We start from the raw sequence: 19,971 nt of genomic DNA on the forward strand, positions 1-19,971 counted from the left end.
AGGAGGATTGATATAAGACTACTTTAAAACATACTCGTCTGCTTTCCACCCTTTGGCGTAAATAAACTAAAATCATGCGGCGGCATTTCCCTGTCGGCTAAAAAGCGGTTGCAAGCCATCTTAAACAGTTGATGGATAGATTGTGCCACCGGGCCTTCGCCGCGCATACGGCGACCAAATTCGCTATCATTTAAATTGCCGTCATGGCAAGCTTTTATCTGGTTCAATACCTTTTCAGCACGGTCCGGGAAAGCTTTATATATCCAGTCGGTAAATATTTCACCTATGCTTCCGTTTAAGCGTACAATGGTAAACCCTGCTGATAACGCGCCTCTGTCGGCTGACGCTTTTATAATATCAGGTATCTCGTTGCTATTAAGTCCCGGTATTATCGGCGCGGCCATTACCCTCACCGGCACGCCTTTTTCTGATAGCTTTTGGATAACCGCCAGCCTGCCATTAGCTGTCACCGTACGCGGCTCCAACTTTTGCCTTAGCGACTCATTTAGCGAGGTGATAGATACATTCACATGTACTAAATTCAGTTTAGCCAACTCGGTAATAATATCCAGATCGCGGATGATGACATTGTTTTTGGTAATGATGCTCACCGGGTTTTTATATTGCAAAAATACCTGTAACAGGCCCCGGGTAATTTTTAGCCGCCGCTCAATAGGCTGGTAACAATCTGTATTGCCTGATAACAGAATGCTAACCGGCTGGTAATTCTTTTTATTAAAATAGGTCTCTAATAGTTCGGGCGCGTTGCGTTTTACTATTATTTTGCGTTCAAAATCAAGCCCGGCGCTAAAGCCATAATACTCGTGTGTGTTGCGGGCATAGCAGTATATGCAGCCATGCTCACAGCCCTGATAAGGATTGATGGAATACATGTGGCTCAGATCCGGGCTGTTAGATTCGCTTACTATCTTTTTCGGGGTTTCCTCAAAAAGCTGTGTAACGCTATTTTCTAATAGCGGTTCATCCAGGCCCTCTATGTGGTCTAATACATATTTGCGCTTTAAAAATTTATTATCGGTATTAACCTGTGCCCCGCGGCCCTTAAAAAACTCCGGATTATCCTGATGTGCCATAAAACAAATTTGCTAATATTTTTAGCAAAATACAATGATAATTGAATTATTTTTTCGAACATAAGCTGTATTTTTCTGTTAACACACCATGCGCAAATTTCTGCAACGCTTATTAACCAAACAGGTAATTAACCTCGCCAATAAATGGTCGTCAAGACCCGATAAAAAGCGGGTTGATAAAGCGTTGAGCCAACTGTATCAAAACATAACTACTAAGCCAGGTAAGCGCGGGCAGGTTATTCGGTTTGATGTTGAAAAAGACAAATTCATTATTTTATCAGATCAGCATAAAGGTGCAAGAGACGGCGCGGACATTTTTGCCAAAGCAGCGAAAAGTTATCTTACAGCATTAGATCATTATAACAAACAAAAATTCTTCTACATCAACTTAGGTGACAGCGAGGAGTTATGGGAGAACTTATTTATCACCATTAAAAGACACAATAAAGCAACGTTTGAGGCAGAAAAGAAATTTTTGGACCGCAACGCCTTTATCAAAATATTTGGTAATCATGACTTGTATTGGGATAATGATCCGCTTGCCGCGGTAAGCCTGATGCAGCTATACCAGCAACCGGTAAAGATATATGAGGGCGCTATATTAGAAACCACCGTTAATGATAAAAAGCTATCCATCTATATGACGCATGGGCACCAGGGCGATCTGCAAAGCGATGGTAACTGGTTCAGCAAATGGTTTGTGTCTGATATTTGGGCACCGTTTCAATCCTACCTGCGCATTAACCCCAACACCCCGGCAAATAATGATCAGCTTAAAACCGACCATAACCGCCTGATGTATGAGTGGAGCTCGAAACGAAAAGACACGGTATTGATAACAGGGCACACGCATCAGCCCGTATTTAGATCGTTGACAGAGTTGGAGATATTATATGAGAAACAGGCGCAAGCCAAAAAAACCAATGAGAGCGCGGAAGCAAGGGAGCTGCAAGCTAAAATTGATAAGCTGCATCTTAAAGCGTCAAGACCGCCGGATTTTAAAGGATACCTGGATACTTATTTTAACAGTGGCTGTTGTTGTTTTGACGACGGTGATATAACAGGTATAGAAATTGCAGATAGTTGTATCAGGCTGATAAAATGGGAGTATAAGGGCAAGGAGAGCGTAAGGATAGTTTTGGAAGAAAGTAGGCTGGAGGGCCTAAAACTGTACTCTGAGCTTTTCAACAAAACATATTGAGCCTTACAACAAAACCATCGCGGCTTGCCTGCCATACCTTTGTGTTAACAAAAAACAGAAACAATGACAAAAGTATGGTTTATAACAGGCAGCTCCCGTGGATTGGGACGCAGCCTTACAGAAGCGGTTTTAGCAACAGGCGATAAGGTAGCCGCTACTGCCCGCAATACAGACACCCTTGCAGACCTGGTTGCTAAATATGGTGATCAGATCTTCCCGGTGCAGCTGGATGTTACCAATTACAAAGATGTGTATAAAGCGGTTGCTAATACAGCAGCTCATTTTGGGCAAATAGATGTATTGGTTAACAATGCCGGGTTTGGTATAATTGGTGCAGCCGAAGCTTATACCGGCGAACAGGTGCGCAGCCAGTTAGAAACAAATTTATATGCACCTATTGAAATAACCCGCGCCGTGTTGCCTTATATGCGCAAACAACGTTCGGGTCGTATCTTGCAGATCAGCTCTATAGGCGGGCGGGTTGGTAACGCCGGGCTAACCATGTACCAGGCCGCTAAGTTTGGTTTGGGCGGGTTTAGCGAAGCGCTTGCCAAAGAAGTTGCGCCACTGGGCATTTATGTAACTTGTGTTGAACCGGGCGGTTTCCGTACAGATTGGGCGGGGGCCTCCATGACCTATGCCCCTGCAATTGAAGGCTATGAAGCTTCGGTAGGTACCCGAACAGACTTTTTTAAAAGCGATAAATTTATCCCGGTAGGCGACCCTGATAAAGCGGCCAGGGTGATGGTTGAGCTGGCAGACCACCCCGAGCCGCCGGTACATTTGGTATTAGGCAGCGAAGCCATAGGGATATTAAAAAGTACGGATGAGATAAGGCGCGCTGAATTAGAAAAATGGTTACCGGTTAGCATATCTACAGATCATGATGAGTCGGGAGATTTTTTTAAAACCGACTTTGGTAAATCTTATTTAAAAAGATAAGTAAATTAGCCTGCAGATGCCGATTAAATACGATAAAACAGCACCCCGGATATTATATTCCTGCTATACACATGTAAGCCGGGAAGGTGAACAATTTATACCCGAACATGTGTTTGGGTATATTTTGGCAGGCAGCCAGGATATGAGCGTTGGCGATAAAACATACCATTTTAATGAGGGCGATTTTAGGTTCTTTAGTAAAAATCAGCTTTGCAAATTTGTTAAAAACCCGCCGGCCGGGGGTGAATTTATATCCCTATCGGCGATATTGGATAAAGACACCTTACAAAGCATTAGCCAGGAACACAATCTGCATGCCGATGGTCCCTACACAGGCGAGGCCACACTATTACTTGAGCCGAACGAATTATTTAAAAACTACGTGGCATCGTTAAAGCCATATATTAACAGCAAGACAGAAATTAACAGGGCGCTTACCAGTTTAAAGGTAAAAGAAGCGGTTATGTTGTTATTGGACACTAACCCAGGGCTAAAAAATGTGCTGTTTGATTTTGCCGAACCCGGCAAGATAGACCTGGAGGCTTACATGGCTGAGCATTATAAATACAACGTCGATATCAATCGTTTTGCTTACCTCACCGGCCGCAGCCTTGCCACTTTTAAGCGCGATTTTGAACGGATATTTCATACATCGCCCAACAGGTGGTTACAACAAAAACGATTAACAGATGCTCATTATTTGATCAAAGAAAAAGGCTGGCGCTCGTCAGACGTTTATATGGAAGTTGGCTTTAAAGATCTCTCGCATTTTTCTTTCGCCTTTAAAAAAGCTTACGGGGTACCGCCGTCGAGGTTGTAAAGTTAGCGGCCACAAATGAGCCTTACCAACCGTTGTCTGTGTCCTTACAGATAACGGTTGTACTGTAAGCAGTTTGTGGGGGAGGGCACAGACCGCCGGTTTATTATCCCTCTAACAAAAACACAAACAACTCTTTTGGCCCGTGCGCGCCTAAAACCAGTGTTTTCTCAATATCGGCAGTTCGGCTTGGGCCGGTAACGTTCGTTATCATGGATGGTATGTTGTTGCCATATTTTTCTTTAAGCAATTTAAAACCATCTTTTAAATCAGGAACCAATTGCGATGCATAGGCCAGCACAATATGCACGGGGGGGTAAATACTTAATCTTCGCCCTGCCGCGTTGGCGTTAGATAACAGGATGCTGCCATTACGGGCTATCAGCGCTTCGCAAAGGGTAAATCCAACCTCGGCCTGTTCAAAATCTTTATCGGTTTCAAAATATGGGTATTCGTAACGGGCCAATATTTCCTGCAGGGTGGGTTCCCAACAGTAAATTTTATGCCAATTGCGTTGCTCGGCTAATTCTAACAGGGTTTCAATAAATTGTACCTCATCTTCGCAAAAAGCAAACTGCCCGGATACGGCCATAAATTGCTCGGCAAACATTACATCAAGGTGCCCATCAACAGGAGGATAAAGAGGCAGATTCTCCAGGTTGGGATAAGGGTTGTCCCTTTTCTCCAAAAGTGCCTGACGTATCTTTTTAAGCAGCTTTTCTTTTGATGTGGTAATGTTCCTCATTTTTTAGCTTAAAGCAGAAAGCTTAAAGCTAAAGGCCGGGTTGGTCTTTTCGCTTTAAGCTTTTCCGCTAATGTTATTCGCCTGTTGCTTCTTTCTCTTCAGGGTTTCTTTCAAACGTTCCTGAATGATCCGCAACACCTTCGTGAGATAATGCTTGTGCGGCAGGCTCCTGGTTAGATTCAGGTACGCCGTTTACAAACTCATCATACGTAGTACGATGATCGAACGGGCGTTTACCTAATATTTCTTCAAGGTCTGACTGAAACAGTATTTCTTTCTCCAACAGTTTATCAGCCAATTTGATCAAGCCTTCGCGTTTATCCAGCAGCAATTGCTTGGTACGTGCATAAACCTGGTTGATCTGGTTACGTACTTCGTTATCAATCAATTCAGATGTTTTTTCAGAATATGGCTTGTTAAACTGGTATTCGCCTTGTGTATCGTTAAAAGATACATTACCTACCTTTTCATTCATACCATATATGGTAACCATGGCATATGATAGCTTGGTTATTCTTTCCAGGTCATTTTGTGCACCGGTTGATATTTTACCAAAGGTAATATCCTCGGCAACACGGCCACCCATGGTCATACACATACCATCTTCCAGTTGTTCAATGGTATATAAAAATTGCTCTTTTGGCAGATATTGTGCATAGCCTAATGCTGCAACACCGCGTGGCACAATAGATACCTTAACCAACGGGTCGGCATGCTCCAAAAACCAGCCAGCAATAGCGTGGCCCGCTTCGTGGTAAGCCACAATGCGTTTTTCTTCTGGTGATATGATCTTGTTCTTTTTCTCTAAGCCACCAATTACACGGTCAATAGCATCCTGAAAATCCTGCATATCAACAGCCTCTTTGTTTTTACGTGCAGCTATAAGCGCAGCCTCATTACAAACGTTGGCTATTTCTGCACCTGCAAATCCCGGAGTTTGTGCAGATAGTTTTTTAGCGTCAACACCCTCAGACAGTTTAACAGGCTTTAAGTGTACTTTAAAAATCTGTTCACGACCAATCAAATCCGGCTTATCAATAGATACCTGCCTGTCAAAACGGCCAGGGCGCAATAAAGCCGAGTCTAATACATCGGGGCGGTTAGTTGCAGCCAGGATAATAATACCCGAGTCTGTACCAAAACCATCCATCTCTACCAATAACTGGTTCAATGTATTTTCGCGCTCGTCATTACCACCAACAATATTATTTTTACCACGGGCCCGGCCAATAGCATCAATCTCGTCAATAAATATGATACATGGCGCTTTGTCTTTTGCCTGGCGGAACAGATCACGAACACGTGATGCACCAACACCTACAAACATCTCCACAAAATCAGACCCTGATAGGGAGAAGAAAGGTACCTGCGCCTCGCCGGCAACGGCTTTGGCTAACAAAGTTTTACCGGTACCCGGCGAGCCTACCAATAAGGCCCCTTTAGGTATTTTACCACCCAGGTTAGTATATTTTTTAGGATTTTTCAGGAAATCTACAATTTCCATTACCTCTTGTTTGGCTTCTTCCAAACCGGCAACATCATTAAAGGTAACGGATACCTGCGCTTCCTTATCAAACAAGGTAGCTTTTGATTTGCCGATGTTAAATATCTGGCCACCCGGGCCGCCACCGCCGCCACCACTCATGCGGCGCATAATAAACATCAGCACCGCGGCAAACAGTACAATCATGATAACACTTTGCACTAACCCGTTTGATAGCAAACTATCATGTGGTACATATTTTATGCCTGCCTTTTGTGCATCAGGAACATCTTTTTGCGCGTTATTTATAGATTGTTTTAAACTCTCATAAGATGCATCGGTAAAAGTATACTGCGGTTCATTGCCGGTAGCGCCAAAAGAGCGCTGCGCTTTATTTACATCAGCATATTGTGGTTTTTTTAAGCTATCTTTTTTAATATGCACTTCGGCAACAACATAATCACCGCTTTTGTAAGCCTCAACATAGTCTACATCGCCCGGTTTAAGCATTTCTGTTTCAAAGCGCTTAAAATCAATTAAAGCACCGCCATTGCTGCCCGAAAAGTAGGCTACCCCAATAAAAGTTGCTATAACAACAGCATACAGCCACATTATATTAAATTTAGGGGGCTTAGGGGTTATTCTTTTATTGGGTATTTTTCGTATCGGTTTTGGTTTTTCCAATTTCTTGTCTTCCATTTCTTGTTTAAATCTCACTAATAATTAACATTAATAAAACTACCGGTAACGCTAAGCGCTCTTGTAGTTTTTAATTTCGGCATCGCCCCATAGTTCCTCTACGCCGTAATACTCCCGCTTATCTGTACGGAAAATGTGTATAACCACATTTACATAATCTAATAATATCCACTCGCCATATTCAAGGCCCTCTTTGCGCCATGGGTCCTGCTTCAGGGCTTTATATACCTCTTCTTCAATACTATTGGCAATTGCTTTAACTTGTGTGGCTGAGTCGGCGTGACAAACTACAAAGTAGTCGGTAACAGAACTGTGTATATTACGAAGGTCTAACCTTACAATATCGTTTCCCTTTTTTTCCTGTATGCCATGTATGGCTAATTCAGAAATGTAAGCTGATTCACTTATCGCTTTATTTTTTACCATCAAAAAGAATTAGTTTTGAACGTTTTTTAGTTTAGCATTATTATAACATTGCAAAATAACATATTTTCAGGATTATTTGTTGGACAAAATTTACTGACACTAAAAGAAGTTGACTCGACCAACAATTTCCTTAAAAATCTATTGTCAAATTCTAAGCCAGTACCTGAAGGAACGGTCATTATGGCAGAAACACAATTTGCGGGCCGGGGCCAGCAAAACAACCAGTGGCATAGCGAACCCGGCAAAAACCTAACATTTAGCCTGTTGCTTAAACCATCCTTTTTGGCTATTGCCAATCAGTTTGATCTTACACGTGCTATAAGTTTAGGCGTTTTTGAGGCTTTATACCCATTATTGGGCAATGGGCTCAAAATAAAATGGCCTAATGATATTTACTATGGCGACAAGAAACTGGGCGGTATGTTAATTGAGAATATATTACAGGGCGGGCAGATAAAAAATGCCATTATTGGCATAGGGTTAAATATTAATCAGGAAGTTTTTCCGGATGGGACAGGCAATGCTACATCAGTAAAACAGATATTACAAAAAGATAGCGATTTACGGAGGTTATTGTCAGACATTTGCAGCCATGTTGAAGCCTGTTACTTAAATTTAAAAGCAAATAAAGTTTTCGATATAAGAAAAACATATTTAAGTCGTTTGTATAGATTTAATGAAAGTCGTACTTTTAAAGCTGGCAATGAAGTGTTTACCGGGACTATAACAGATGTTAAAGAAAATGGCCTGCTGGTAATACAAAAAGGCAACCTGGAAATAACCTATAATTTAAAAGAGATAGAATTTTTTAACAAATAACACCCTATGAAAAAAGTATTGGCAGTAATTGCCGCGTTAATAATAACCGTTGGAGCTTATGCGCAAATTGAACACCCGGTAAAATGGGCGTATGCTGCAAAAAAAACCAGCGCTACAGAAGTAACAGTTTTTTTAAAGGCTACCATAGAGACAGGCTGGCATATTTACTCGTTAAACGTAAAAGACGGGGGGCCGATAAAAACCTCGTTTAACTTCACCAAATCGCCAGAGTATAGTTTGGTGGGCAAACCCATTGAGCCAAAACCGGCAACCAAATTCGAAAAGTCATTCGGTATGGATGTAAGTTATTTTGAAAATGAGGTTGTTTTTCAGCAAAAGATCAAACTAAAATCACCCCAAGCATCCGCCGTTAAAGGCTCGCTTACTTATATGACCTGTAACGATCATAAATGCCTGCCTCCCGAAGATGTGAATTTTTCTATTCCGTTGGGTAAATAAGCGAATAAATGATAGCTGGTAAATTCTCCGTTAGAACGATATTCTGCATACCGCTTTTGGTTGCAGCTTTTTTATGTATGACAGGCATTGAGCCTGCCAAAGCACAATCATCTGCCGATACCGGTGGTGTAAACTTTACTGCTATTCCTACTGCTGCGGATAGTATGGCCGCACAAAAAAAAGAACATAAAGACACCGTAAAGAAAGCAACAATTGCCGTTACTCACGCTACCGGAAAACCCCAAACACTTTGGGCAATATTTATAGCGGGTTTTTTAGGTGGGTTTGCTGCATTTTTAATGCCTTGTATTTACCCTATGCTGCCATTAACGGTAAGTTTTTTTACAAAAAAAGGGGGTAGCCGCAGCAGGGCCATATTACAATCGTTGCTTTACGGCTTATCTATAATTGTAATTTATGTTATACTGGGTTTTATTATTACCCTGTTGTTTGGGCCATCAGCATTAAACGCACTGGCTACCAATGGCATATTTAATTTCTTTTTCTTTTTACTGCTGGTTGTATTTGGCGTATCTTTTTTGGGCGCGTTCGAAATTACCCTACCCGGTTCATTAGCTAATAAGCTGGATGAAAACTCTGATAAGGGTGGGGTGATAGGTATATTTTTTATGGCCGCCACTTTGGCCGTAGTATCCTTTTCATGCACCGGCCCTATAATAGGTTCTGTATTAGTTGGGGCGGCTACCAAAGGCGAGCGGCTTGGGCCGGCTATTGGCATGTTTGGGTTTTCGTTGGCGTTGGCGCTACCGTTTACGCTGTTTGCCATGTTCCCATCTGCATTAAAGAGCATGCCAAAATCTGGCGGGTGGTTAAATAGTGTTAAGGTTATTTTAGGTTTTATAGAGATAGCTTTTGCCCTCAAGTTTTTATCGAATGTTGATTTGGCTTACCACTGGAACTGGTTCGACCGCGAAATATTTTTATCACTATGGATAGCGATAGGTATTTTAATGGGGCTGTATTTAATAGGCAAGATCAAATTTTCGCATGATAGCGATCTGCCATATCTTTCTGTGCCGCGTACCTTTATATCAATCATCGTATTCGCGTTTGTGATATATATGATCCCGGGTTTATGGGGCGCGCCTTTAAAATCTATCAGTGCGTTTTTACCACCATTAAGCACACAGGATTTCGATCTTTCGGCAGGTGTTGGCACCGGTGTTGTATCTGCCAATACATCAACTATCAAAACCAAAAAATACGAAGAGCTTTTTAAGCGCCTGCCTAAAGTAAAAGGCATTGATGACTGGTATGATTATGACCAGGCTATTGAAGTAGCGAAACAAGTGCATAAGCCCATATTAATAGATTTTACCGGCTGGAACTGTGTTAACTGCCGCCAAATGGAAAGCAATGTAATGCCAAATCCAGAGGTGTTAAAAAGGCTGCAAAATGATTTTGTGATATTACAATTAGTAATTGATGACAAAACCGAACTAAGTAGCTCTGAACAGTTTATATCTACCGTTACCGGCAAAAAGGTAACAACGCTGGGTGCTAAATGGCTTGACAAAGAGATATCACAATACAACTCTAACGCGCAGCCCTTTTATGTAATTATTAATGAAGACGGGCAAACGCTTGTTCCGCCGCAAGGCGCCAACTTTAATATTGACGGTTTTATAAAATATCTGGATAGCGGAATTTCTGCCTATAAAGGTGCGCAAGGCGGCAAAAAATAATGTAAATTCGCGGCGGAAATGGCAAACTACCGAAGTAACTTTGCCGCGAATGGACTAAAACATCTGCCAACAAATGACGCTAATAAAAAAAATAGGACTATTTACGTCGGGTAGCGACTCGCCCGGAATGAACGCCGCTATCAGGGCGGTAGTACGTACGGCTATATATTATGGTATTGAAGTTGCCGGCATCCGTCGTGGTTATGAAGGGATGATAAATGGCGACATCATCCCAATGGATACTAAATCGGTATCAAACATTATACAGCGTGGCGGCACCATGCTAAAAACCGGTAGTAGCGAGCAGTTTAAAACCGTAGAGGGCCGGAAACTAGCGTATGAGCAGCTTAAAAAAAACAATATTGATGCATTAATTGCTTTGGGAGGCAACGGCACTTTTAAAGGTGCTAAAGAATTTGGCGAGGAATATCCCGATATAGCTATTGTTGGTCTACCCTGCACCATTGATAATGACCTGCGCGGCACTGATTTTACGATAGGGTATGATACTGCGATAAACACGGTAATTGAAGCTGTTGATAAGATAAGAGAAACAGCCGAATCGCACGACAGGTTATTTATCGTTGAAGTAATGGGCCGCGATTCGGGCATGATTGCTCTACGTACAGGGATAGGCGTGGGTGCCGAAGCTATAATGGTTCCGGAGACGAGGTCTGATTTAAATGCTTTATTTGAAAGGCTTGAAAAAGGGCGTAAGGATAAATCATCAAAAATTGTAATTGTTGCCGAGAGTGATGAGCCGGGCAGCGCCTTTGGAATTGGCCGCGCCATACAAGAAAAATATCCTAATTATGATACCCGTGTATCCGTATTGGGCCACATCCAGCGGGGGGGTAAGCCAACCTGCATGGATAGGGTGTTGGCAAGCCGCTTAGGTGTAGCAGCAGTTGAGGGGTTAAAAGACGGACATACAGGCGAAATGGCGGGCTTAATTCATAACGATATTATGTTTACGCCGTTTGGGCAGTCGGTTAAGCACCTTCATGATGTGAATGCCGAATTTATACGGATAGTGGAGATGCTGTCTTTATAGGCAGTTAAATTGGTTGATTAAGTGAGCAGTTTAATTTCGATAACCATTCACTTAATCAACCCAATCAACCACTCACCTACAATAACTTATCAGCTACCTCTTTCCAGCTATTTACACGCTCATACTCTGTTAAGGTTACATTATGCGGCGATGTAAACAATAGCTTACGGCCATTAAAGCGGGTAAAGTTTTTAGTACGGTCATCTATCATTATATCGGTATTAACAATTTTATATCCGCAGAAAATAATATTGGTCCAGGATATAAATGGAAAATGATCGGCAAGCCAGGCTTGCTTATCTTCCAGCGAGTTTGGAAACTCTGTAGCAGCGGACACGATAAATACCTCGTATTTTTTATTTAACTCTTCAATAACCTCGCGGCTGTCGGCAATTACTTTAAGATCCCTGAAAAACCCTTTGCGGTTAATGTATTCGCGCAGGGTATGGTTTAATTCGGGCGGCAGCAATTCTCTAAACTCTTTACCATGCATTTGGTCGAGCGTGAAATTATAATTGTGTTCCTGCTGATAGATGGTTATAAACTTGTCAATCGGATCGGCTATAACCTCATCCATATCAATGGCTATACTTTGTTTATTCATGGGGTGTAAATTTCACATTTTTAAGGCAATGAACCTGTTTATCAAGTGTAAATTTTTGTCGCTTTTTTAACATAATTGTTTATTATTGTTTTAATAAATCTACAAAAGACCTAACCTATCATGAAAACAAAACACTTTTTGGCCGTTATGGCTATTTCTTCTATTTTTATTTATTCCTGTCGAAAAGATTTTTCTAATCATGATTGTACTGCCCGAATCTGGTGATGGATAATTATTTTAGTACTGCTATGAGTATATAATGCAACACCTAATAAATTACCGACGTGAGGCTGTAACCAAAATCTGACAATATGAAGCAAAAATTATCAATATTGCTTTTTTTGAGTTTATCAGGCGCTTTAAATTTGGCACATGGTCAAAATAAAAGGAAAAAAGATACGCTTTATTATTTACTCGATACGTTTCAAGTTCCGATTAACGACCGGATGATAACAATGGATCGCGGCGAAAGTCCATCAATAAAATATTATACTATTAATTGCGCTTGTTTAAGTTCCGGCACGCAACCTAAATTTCGATATAATATTACAAATCAAAAGGAAATTGATAAAGATGCATTTAAATCTATAAACCTTATAAGTTTGCCACATCTGATTAATTTTGTGAGGAAGAATGACGACCCCAAGCTTGCAGCTAATTTTGATATTTTTTTTGTTGAACCTTTTGGAGAAAAGTATATCATGAACAAAGCTCTTTTTCTAGGCGGTTGGATTTACCGTTCAGATGACCGACAAATTAAGCCGGGGAAGAATTGACCCTCCTGTTGGTGCATGTGTGTCGTGACCGTTGGGATCGGCTATAACCTCATCCATATCAATAGCAATGCTTTGTTTATTCATAGGATGCAAATTTCACACTTTTAAGGCATATAAAGTCTTTTGAATTTTGATTTTTTTATTCTGAATATAAATGATACCTTTGCGTCCCCGCTGAAATAAACTCCGGGGGAATGTTGAACACATAAAAAAATAAAGAATGGCAACTAAGATCAGATTGCAAAGACACGGTAAAAAGGGAAAACCTTTTTATTACATTGTAGTAGCAGACGCACGCGCTCCACGCGACGGTCGTTTTATTGAGCGTTTAGGTTCATATAACCCAAACACAAATCCCGCAACTATTGACATTAATTTCGACAAAACCCTTAACTGGGTAAATGATGGTGCACAACCAACAGATACTTGTCGTGCTATATTAGCTTATAAAGGTGTAATGTACAAAAAACACTTACAAGGCGGTGTTAAAAAAGGCGCATTAACCGAAGATCAAGCTGAAACAAAATTTGCTGCCTGGTTAGACCAAAAAGAAGGTAAAATTACCGGTAAAAAAACAGACCTAAATTCTGCAAAAGACACGGCCCGCAAAGCCGCGCTAGTTGCCGAAGCTAAAAAGAAGGAAGATAAAGCTGCCGCGATTGCTGCAAAATATACTCCTCCTGCTGAAGAAGTTGAAGAAGCACCGGTTGCTGAGGTTGAAGAAGCACCAGTTGCTGAAGCTGCTGTTGAAGAGGCTCCTGCTGATGAAGCAGAAGAAACCCCGGCTGCAGAAGCTGACAGCGCTGAATAATTTTAATATAGCGAAACGTATACAATGGCGAAGCAACCCACAGGTTCTTCGCCATTGCTATTTTAGCACCAGGTAGATTTGATAACTTTAAAAAAGATGTCAAATCTTAAATACGGTAATAATTATATCATATATGAAAACGGAAGATTGTTTCCGCATTGGAAGTGTATTAAAAACCAAAGGGCTTAAAGGCGAAATGCAAATGTATGTCGACTTTGATAACCTTGCGGATATCGATTTTAATGCCCTGTTTATTGAGATAGGCGGCAAACTGGCCCCATTTTTTGTGGAATCAATTAAATACAATCAAAAAAATTCGGCCTACCTGTACCTGGAAGATGTTGATACCATAGAAAAAGCATCGGTATTGGTAAGGAAGGATATATATCTGCCCAATAAGCTAAAACCCAAAAAGAAAAAAAGCGACTTCACCCTAAAGGACCTGATTGACTTTACCGCTGTTGATGAAAATGAAGGTGAGTTGGGTAAGATCACCGCCATACATGAATATCCGCAACAATTAATAGCCGCCGTTACCTACAAAAACTGCGAAGTACTGTTCCCGCTTAATGAAGAAATTATAGTAGGCATTGATGTGGTTAAAGAGATTGTAACGGTTGATTTGCCCGAAGGATTACTGGATATTTATTTGGACTAAAATATTCCCGGCTGTCATTTCGACCATCGGGAGAAATCTTATACATCATATAACGATATTGCAAAGCGTATAAAATTTCTCTCTCGTTCCTGGGTCGAAATGACAGGCGGGTATATTTTTAAATAAAAATGTACAATATACCTGACATTATATAAAGTTTGTTTTACATTTGGTAAAACAAACTTTATATAAACATGAAGACACGCTTTTTATTTCCTCACTCCTGGCGCATTGCAGGTTATTGCTGCCTCGCCGCATTTATAATTTTCGGAATTACACTTAAAATTCTTCACCCCGAGGGGTTTACCAAGCAGCTTAATCAGGATGTTCCTTTTGGCGAAACGCTTCATACCGATATAAAAATATTGCTGGTAGTTGTTGGCTTATTGTTTATTGCCTTTTCAAAAGAACGTATTGAAGACGAACAGATAGCACAAGTAAGGCTCGATTCATTACAGTGGGCTATATATATAAACTATGCAATTTTTATTGTTTGTGTAATTTTTATTAACGGTAACAATTTTATAACCATAGTAGCCTATAGTGTAATTACACCGCTTATATATTTCATTATCCGTTTCAGATGGAAAATATATAGCCTTAACCGTTTACTAAAAAATAATTAATCATGAAAACACGATTTCTTTTTCCGTATTGGTGTAAGTTTTTGGGCGTAGGCCTGTTCCTTGTGCATTTGCCGGTAATGCTGTTAAAAAAACAGCTTGGGTTTGAGGGAGCCCCTGAAGGCACTAGTATTTTTAACAGTAACCACTTATTCTTTATGATCACCACGCTAACCATGTTGAGTGGTTTGGTACTTATCGCTTTCTCAAAAGAGCGTATAGAGGACGAGCAAATAACCCAATTGCGCATGGACTCGCTGCAACTTGCCATTTATTTAAACTATATCGTTTTAATTATCAGCCTTGCGTTTACCAACAAAAACGATTTTTGGGATATTATGCGTTTAAATATGTGGGTGCCCTTGATGTTTTTTATCCTGCTATTTAGATGGAAATTATATCGCAACAACAGGTTCACAAAAGAGGATGAGATATGAAAAACAACATCCGCGTTGAGCGCGCCATAAAAAATATCACCCAGGCCGACTTGGCCGACCTGATAGGCGTATCGCGACAAACCATAAATACTATTGAGAGTAACAGGTATGTGCCTTCAACGGTACTGGCATTAAAAATTGCCCGTGTATTTGAAAAACCGGTTGAAGAGATTTTTATGTTAGATGACAAAGATTAAATTAACGTTTAGTTATTATACCAATCAAACAGATCATGGAAACAAAAACAGCCTTTGCACCCGTGTTAACCATCCCTAATGGTACTACCGATATTGATTTTTACAAAAAGGCCTTTAATGCCGTCGAAAACTTTTGCCTGCGCAATGACGACGGCAGTATACACGTTGCCGAACTGGTTATTGACGGCGCGGTGTTTCATGTGCATGAAATAACACAGTTTAGCCGCACCATACCGGCCAACGCGGGCCGTGGCACGGTTAACATAGGTTTATTTGTTGAAGATGTATATGCTGTATTTAACCAGGCCATTGCTGCCGGTGCTACACAGTCAATGCCCGTAACCGACTTTGAATATGGCTATCGCCAGGGTGAGCTTATAGACTCGTTTGGCCATAAATGGATAATTCAATGCCGCATACCGGTGTCACCGGATTGGATGGTAAAATAGAATCAAGAGTAAAGAGTCAGGAAACAAGAGGGCTAATCTTGATTCTTGGCTCGTGATTCCTGACTTTGACAAAAACGTTATCTTTGCTCCATGCGTTTTGATATCATCACAGTATTGCCCGGATTATTAGAAAGCCCTTTTGCGCATTCAATTTTACAACGTGCTCAAAAAAAAGGCATTGCCGAAATTCATGTACATAACCTACGCGAGTATGCTACCAATAAGCAAAAAAGCGTAGACGATTATCCGTATGGCGGCGGCAGCGGTATGGTGATGACCATTGAGCCCTTTGCCGCTTGTATAAACAAATTGAAGGCAGAGCGTGATTATGACGAGGTGATCTTCATGTCGCCGGATGGTGTTACGCTAAACCAGGCAATGGCTAACCAGCTATCCATCAAACAAAATATTATAATTCTGTGCGGGCATTACAAGGGCATTGATCAGCGCATACGCGACATATTTGTTACCCGCGAAATATCTGTAGGCGATTATGTGCTATCGGGCGGAGAACTGCCCGCTGCCATAGTGGTTGATGCCGTGGTGCGGTTAATACCCGGCGTATTGTCTGACGAAACATCGGCCCTGTCTGATTCTTTCCAGGACGGCCTGCTTGATGCCCCGGTTTATACCCGCCCCGCCGACTGGAACGGCCATAAAGTACCTGATATTTTGCTAAGCGGCAACACGCCCGAAATAGAAAAATGGCGCTTTGAGCAGGCGGTGGAGCGGACAAAGGAAAGAAGACCGGATATACTGGAAGATTAATTTTTATTGCTTATTTTACAAAGGCAAGACCGCAAATTACCACAACGGATAAGGAATAAAGTGAAGGTGTTTTGTTAATAAAAAAGAAAATGTTAATTTTTTAAAACTGGCTTTTTATTGTCAAAAATAATCCCTATAATTGCAATCCGATTTTTACGGGTTAAAAATCGCTTTTAGAGCTTAAAATCATGGATTTAGTAAAATTTGTAGAAGAGCAAACAGTAACAGTTAATAAATTTCCGGCTTTTAAAGCAGGTGATACTGTAAGCGTGCATTATAAAATTAGAGAAGGAAACAAAGAACGTATCCAGGTTTACCAGGGTGTAGTTATCCAACGTAACAGTGTTGGTGTTTCAGAGACATTTACTGTGCGTAAAGTTTCAAACGGAATTGGTGTTGAGCGTATTTTCCCAGCCAACTCACCAAATATTGATAAAGTAGAGGTTAACAGCTACGGTAAAGTACGCCGCTCTAAACTATACTACCTGCGTGCCCTTACCGGTAAAGCAGCTCGTATCAAATCAAAAAGAGTTTAATTACAACATATAAAAAAGCCTTCCTGCCAAACAGGAAGGCTTTTTTATGCATTTTAATTTAAAAGAAAATAGCTATTATTGTAAAAAGCATGCTAAAAAGCATATTTTGTTTTTTATTTATAGCTAAATGTTATAAATTTGATTAACCGGAAGCTATTGTAATAAGCGGAAATTAAACTAAACGTTTATTTATTTACAATTTATTTAAAAGCCGATGCCATATAGTGTAAATTTGTTGATTTATCATAATTTGTATAACAACCTTAACCAAACATTAAAATGCTATTAACTCAAACTTTTTCCAGTTTAATTGAAAACAACAATTCTGCATTAAACAATACATCTTCAGACCTGTTGAACGGTTTGAAAGTTTTTCATAATAACCAATGGTATATTTGCGGTAATTTAGCGCTTAATGAAGGGCAGGCACCTCATAAATTGTTAAACTCTTCGCCCAATGACCTTGATTACCAATTACTGATAAAGGCAGCAATGTTGTTGGTTACAGATGATGTTGAACAACCCGTAACTATTACTACAGGTTTCCCCTATGCTACTTACCGTATTTATAAGGATGTTGCTATTGAGCAATTGAAAAAAAACCATATAGTTGAATATGATTCATCAACTTTTGGCGGTAGCGGAAAAAGAACGGCAATACTGGATGTAAAGAATGTTGATGTTATACCAGAAATAGTTGCCTGCTCCATTGCTTTAAGAAAAGGCGAAGAAGCGGCAAAAGGTAACTTTTTTATACTAAGCTGTGGATTTGGAACGTTTGAATCTGTATTAAGTATGGACTCTGGCGTGATTGAACAAAGTATGATAAGTACACATGGTTTGCGCTATGCGATAAACTATATGATTAATGAACTTTCAAAAAGCTATTACCTTGAATTAAGGACAGCACATACCTTGGATGATGCTTTCCAAAAGGGTTATATATTTATCGACAGAAAAAATGTTGATTTGAGAGAGATCCGGAAAAATGCATTAAGATCATACTACAATGAAGTAATATCTCCAAATTTAAGGAATGTTATTATAGATAAAAACTTAATGAAAACCAATAAGGTTTACTTATGTGGTGGTGGAATGTATTATCAGGACCTGGTAGATTGCTTTAAAGCAGAATTTGGAGAGATAGTTCAATTAGAGGTAGTAAGCGACCCAGCTGCATTGGCAAGTAAAGGTTATGCGTTAAACTCATTGCGCGTTTCCGGCGGTTTAGAAAAGTCATCTATTGGTATTGATATAGGCAATTCAACAACTGTAGTAACACGGTTCGGTAGCGACCAATAATATCATGTAAAAAATACCCGATGTTAAGTATCTTTAAAAAAGAAACTCCCCCGATAACAGAATCCATCAGCAATATCAAGGAATTGATAAGCGAGGGAAACGATTATTTCTCTGAAGAACTGATCATATTAGATGAAAAACTTACCGGTAATTTATTTTGTGCCGAAAAGGTTTCAATCGAACAGCGGGGAGTGTTAACCGGTAATATTACATCTAAATTATGTGTAGTAAGCGGCACCGTAAATGGCGATATAACTTCATTAGATCTGCTTGATATAAAGGCAACAGCCATAGTAAGGGGCAATATACAATCAGCTACTGTACATATTGAACCCGGAGCGGTTATTAATGGATATATAACTATAGGCGAGGATATAGATGCGCTTACCGAGCAATGGAACCAAACAAAATTCTCTACAGATGATTACCTGGCAAACAAATTAGCCGACGAATTAGCTGAACTAAATAAAGAAAACATAGTGGCGAATATTGTTGTAAAACAAGAAGCTGAATCTGAACCCGTTGCTACTGTTGTTACCGAGGAAAAGCACATTGAGCTTAGTATTGATAAGGCTGATATACCACCGGAACCTGTTGCAGTAAAAGAGCAAAAGCCCGCGACAACAAGTGCCACCGCCGCGTCGCCGCAAGAAGAAAAAAAGGAAAATAATTCTAATAACAGCCAGCGCTGGTGGTAATGGTTATGCAGGCAACTCTGCCAGTATAGTAACACCGCCTTTAACTACTTCGCCAAGCTCCACGTTTATTTTTGACCCCAGCGGTAAAAAAATATCAACCCTTGAGCCAAATTTTATAAAGCCAAATTGCTCGCCCTGCTCCACAATATCACCCTCTTTTACATACCAAACAATACGGCGGGCCAGCGCCCCTGCAATTTGCCTGAACAAAATAGCGGTACCGGCGCTGTTTTCGGTAACAATAGTGGTGCGCTCGTTTTCGGTAGATGATTTTGGGTGCCAGGCCACCAGATATTTACCCGGATGATACTTAAAATATTTAATAACGCCACCTATCGGATTACGGTTAATATGCACATTTATAGGCGACATAAAAACGGAAATTTGAATACGTTTATCTTTTAAAAATTCGGTTTCTACAGTTTCTTCAATTACCACTACCTTACCATCTGCAGGGCAAAGTACAATTTTTTCATTCCGGGCAACTTCTAAAAACGGGCTGCGGAAGAACTGCACTATGATAACAAAAAGAGCAAAAGATAGAATATATATTATCCATTTTATAATAATTGCCTGGGGAAAATAAAATTGTATAGCCGCGTTTAAAACAAATATAAACAGGATACACAATGCAAGAGAAGTATATCCTTCTTTATGGAAAGTCATT

At 40.4% G+C, this 19,971-nt stretch carries 24 protein-coding genes; 18 read left to right on the plus strand and 6 right to left on the minus strand.

Going from position 1 to position 19,971, the window contains the following annotated elements; translation table 11 throughout:
* Positions 1-23: 23 nt before the first annotated feature.
* Entirely contained in the window at positions 24-1,094 is a 1,071-nt protein-coding gene (locus JWP71_RS00645) for a PA0069 family radical SAM protein (RefSeq protein WP_299495931.1), read from the minus strand.
* Positions 1,095-1,182: 88 nt separating this feature from the next.
* On the opposite strand from JWP71_RS00645, the gene JWP71_RS00650 reads away from it, so the two are divergent.
* The 3 genes from JWP71_RS00650 to JWP71_RS00660 all read left to right on the plus strand — a co-directional run bounded on the left by JWP71_RS00650 (position 1,183) and on the right by JWP71_RS00660 (position 4,057).
* Positions 1,183-2,295 carry a metallophosphoesterase gene (locus JWP71_RS00650; RefSeq protein WP_299495933.1) on the plus strand — a complete coding sequence of 371 codons (1,113 nt, stop codon included), beginning with the start codon at positions 1,183-1,185 and terminating at the stop codon, positions 2,293-2,295.
* A 63-nt stretch (positions 2,296-2,358) separates the two neighbouring features.
* Positions 2,359-3,237 (plus strand): oxidoreductase, encoded by an 879-nt coding sequence (locus JWP71_RS00655; RefSeq protein ID WP_299495934.1) that lies wholly within the window; start codon positions 2,359-2,361, stop codon positions 3,235-3,237.
* Between the two features lie 16 nt (positions 3,238-3,253).
* Positions 3,254-4,057 (plus strand): AraC family transcriptional regulator, encoded by an 804-nt coding sequence (locus tag JWP71_RS00660; RefSeq protein ID WP_299495936.1) that lies wholly within the window; start codon positions 3,254-3,256, stop codon positions 4,055-4,057.
* Between the two features lie 103 nt (positions 4,058-4,160).
* Here the strand turns inward: JWP71_RS00660 and JWP71_RS00665 are convergent, their stop codons facing one another.
* The 3 genes from JWP71_RS00665 to rsfS all read right to left on the minus strand — a co-directional run bounded on the left by JWP71_RS00665 (position 4,161) and on the right by rsfS (position 7,407).
* The gene (locus JWP71_RS00665) at positions 4,161-4,799 is read right to left on the minus strand and encodes a lactate utilization protein (RefSeq protein ID WP_299495939.1); all 639 of its coding nucleotides are present in this window, start codon (positions 4,797-4,799) and stop codon (positions 4,161-4,163) included.
* Positions 4,800-4,872: 73 nt separating this feature from the next.
* Complete coding sequence (gene ftsH / locus JWP71_RS00670) at positions 4,873-6,981, minus strand: ATP-dependent zinc metalloprotease FtsH (protein WP_299495999.1); 2,109 nt, start codon at positions 6,979-6,981, stop codon at positions 4,873-4,875.
* A 51-nt stretch (positions 6,982-7,032) separates the two neighbouring features.
* Complete coding sequence (gene rsfS / locus JWP71_RS00675; RefSeq protein ID WP_299495941.1) at positions 7,033-7,407, minus strand: ribosome silencing factor; 375 nt, start codon at positions 7,405-7,407, stop codon at positions 7,033-7,035.
* Positions 7,408-7,455: 48 nt separating this feature from the next.
* Here rsfS and JWP71_RS00680 point away from each other — a divergent pair, with 48 nt between their 5' ends.
* From JWP71_RS00680 to pfkA, 4 genes are all read left to right on the plus strand, one after another.
* Positions 7,456-8,226: a biotin--[acetyl-CoA-carboxylase] ligase gene (locus JWP71_RS00680; protein ID WP_299495943.1), complete on the plus strand. Its 771-nt coding sequence runs from the start codon at positions 7,456-7,458 to the stop codon at positions 8,224-8,226.
* 6 nt (positions 8,227-8,232) lie between these two features.
* Positions 8,233-8,685: a protein-disulfide reductase DsbD domain-containing protein gene (locus tag JWP71_RS00685; protein WP_299495945.1), complete on the plus strand. Its 453-nt coding sequence runs from the start codon at positions 8,233-8,235 to the stop codon at positions 8,683-8,685.
* Positions 8,686-8,693: 8 nt separating this feature from the next.
* On the plus strand, positions 8,694-10,391 hold the full coding sequence (locus tag JWP71_RS00690) for a cytochrome c biogenesis protein CcdA (protein WP_299495948.1): 1,698 nt from the start codon (positions 8,694-8,696) through the stop codon (positions 10,389-10,391).
* Between the two features lie 73 nt (positions 10,392-10,464).
* Positions 10,465-11,445 carry a 6-phosphofructokinase gene (gene pfkA / locus JWP71_RS00695; protein ID WP_299495951.1) on the plus strand — a complete coding sequence of 327 codons (981 nt, stop codon included), beginning with the start codon at positions 10,465-10,467 and terminating at the stop codon, positions 11,443-11,445.
* 76 nt (positions 11,446-11,521) lie between these two features.
* Here pfkA and JWP71_RS00700 read toward each other — a convergent pair whose 3' ends face one another.
* On the minus strand, positions 11,522-12,049 hold the full coding sequence (locus JWP71_RS00700; protein ID WP_299495953.1) for a 5'(3')-deoxyribonucleotidase: 528 nt from the start codon (positions 12,047-12,049) through the stop codon (positions 11,522-11,524).
* A gap of 311 nt (positions 12,050-12,360) precedes the next feature.
* Between JWP71_RS00700 and JWP71_RS00705 the strand changes: the two genes are divergently transcribed.
* The 11 genes from JWP71_RS00705 (at position 12,361) to JWP71_RS00755 (ending at position 19,304) form a co-directional block, all read left to right on the plus strand.
* Positions 12,361-12,825, plus strand: coding sequence for a hypothetical protein (locus tag JWP71_RS00705; RefSeq protein ID WP_299495956.1), 465 nt, complete (start codon positions 12,361-12,363; stop codon positions 12,823-12,825).
* Positions 12,826-13,045: 220 nt separating this feature from the next.
* Complete coding sequence (locus JWP71_RS00710; protein WP_299495958.1) at positions 13,046-13,636, plus strand: 30S ribosomal protein S16; 591 nt, start codon at positions 13,046-13,048, stop codon at positions 13,634-13,636.
* 133 nt (positions 13,637-13,769) lie between these two features.
* Positions 13,770-14,294, plus strand: a complete 525-nt coding sequence (rimM, locus tag JWP71_RS00715) for a ribosome maturation factor RimM (RefSeq protein WP_299495960.1) — start codon at positions 13,770-13,772, stop codon at positions 14,292-14,294.
* A 194-nt stretch (positions 14,295-14,488) separates the two neighbouring features.
* Positions 14,489-14,920 (plus strand): hypothetical protein, encoded by a 432-nt coding sequence (locus tag JWP71_RS00720; RefSeq protein ID WP_299495962.1) that lies wholly within the window; start codon positions 14,489-14,491, stop codon positions 14,918-14,920.
* Between the two features lie 2 nt (positions 14,921-14,922).
* Positions 14,923-15,354: a hypothetical protein gene (locus JWP71_RS00725; protein ID WP_299495964.1), complete on the plus strand. Its 432-nt coding sequence runs from the start codon at positions 14,923-14,925 to the stop codon at positions 15,352-15,354.
* Positions 15,351-15,551 carry a helix-turn-helix transcriptional regulator gene (locus JWP71_RS00730; protein ID WP_299495966.1) on the plus strand — a complete coding sequence of 67 codons (201 nt, stop codon included), beginning with the start codon at positions 15,351-15,353 and terminating at the stop codon, positions 15,549-15,551. The genes JWP71_RS00725 and JWP71_RS00730 overlap by 4 nt, the downstream gene beginning before the upstream one ends.
* A gap of 35 nt (positions 15,552-15,586) precedes the next feature.
* Entirely contained in the window at positions 15,587-16,000 is a 414-nt protein-coding gene (locus JWP71_RS00735) for a VOC family protein (protein ID WP_299495968.1), read from the plus strand.
* A 90-nt stretch (positions 16,001-16,090) separates the two neighbouring features.
* Positions 16,091-16,768, plus strand: coding sequence for a tRNA (guanosine(37)-N1)-methyltransferase TrmD (trmD, locus tag JWP71_RS00740; protein WP_299495970.1), 678 nt, complete (start codon positions 16,091-16,093; stop codon positions 16,766-16,768).
* Between the two features lie 188 nt (positions 16,769-16,956).
* On the plus strand, positions 16,957-17,304 hold the full coding sequence (gene rplS / locus JWP71_RS00745; RefSeq protein ID WP_299495973.1) for a 50S ribosomal protein L19: 348 nt from the start codon (positions 16,957-16,959) through the stop codon (positions 17,302-17,304).
* Between the two features lie 279 nt (positions 17,305-17,583).
* Complete coding sequence (locus tag JWP71_RS00750) at positions 17,584-18,606, plus strand: hypothetical protein (protein WP_299495975.1); 1,023 nt, start codon at positions 17,584-17,586, stop codon at positions 18,604-18,606.
* Positions 18,607-18,626: 20 nt separating this feature from the next.
* On the plus strand, positions 18,627-19,304 hold the full coding sequence (locus JWP71_RS00755) for a polymer-forming cytoskeletal protein (protein WP_299495976.1): 678 nt from the start codon (positions 18,627-18,629) through the stop codon (positions 19,302-19,304).
* A 3-nt stretch (positions 19,305-19,307) separates the two neighbouring features.
* Here the strand turns inward: JWP71_RS00755 and JWP71_RS00760 are convergent, their stop codons facing one another.
* On the minus strand, positions 19,308-19,970 hold the full coding sequence (locus tag JWP71_RS00760; protein ID WP_299496002.1) for a phosphatidylserine decarboxylase family protein: 663 nt from the start codon (positions 19,968-19,970) through the stop codon (positions 19,308-19,310).
* Position 19,971: the final 1 nt, after the last annotated feature.

This window comes from Mucilaginibacter sp. (genome assembly GCF_028287845.1).
Lineage (GTDB): Bacteria > Bacteroidota > Bacteroidia > Sphingobacteriales > Sphingobacteriaceae > Mucilaginibacter.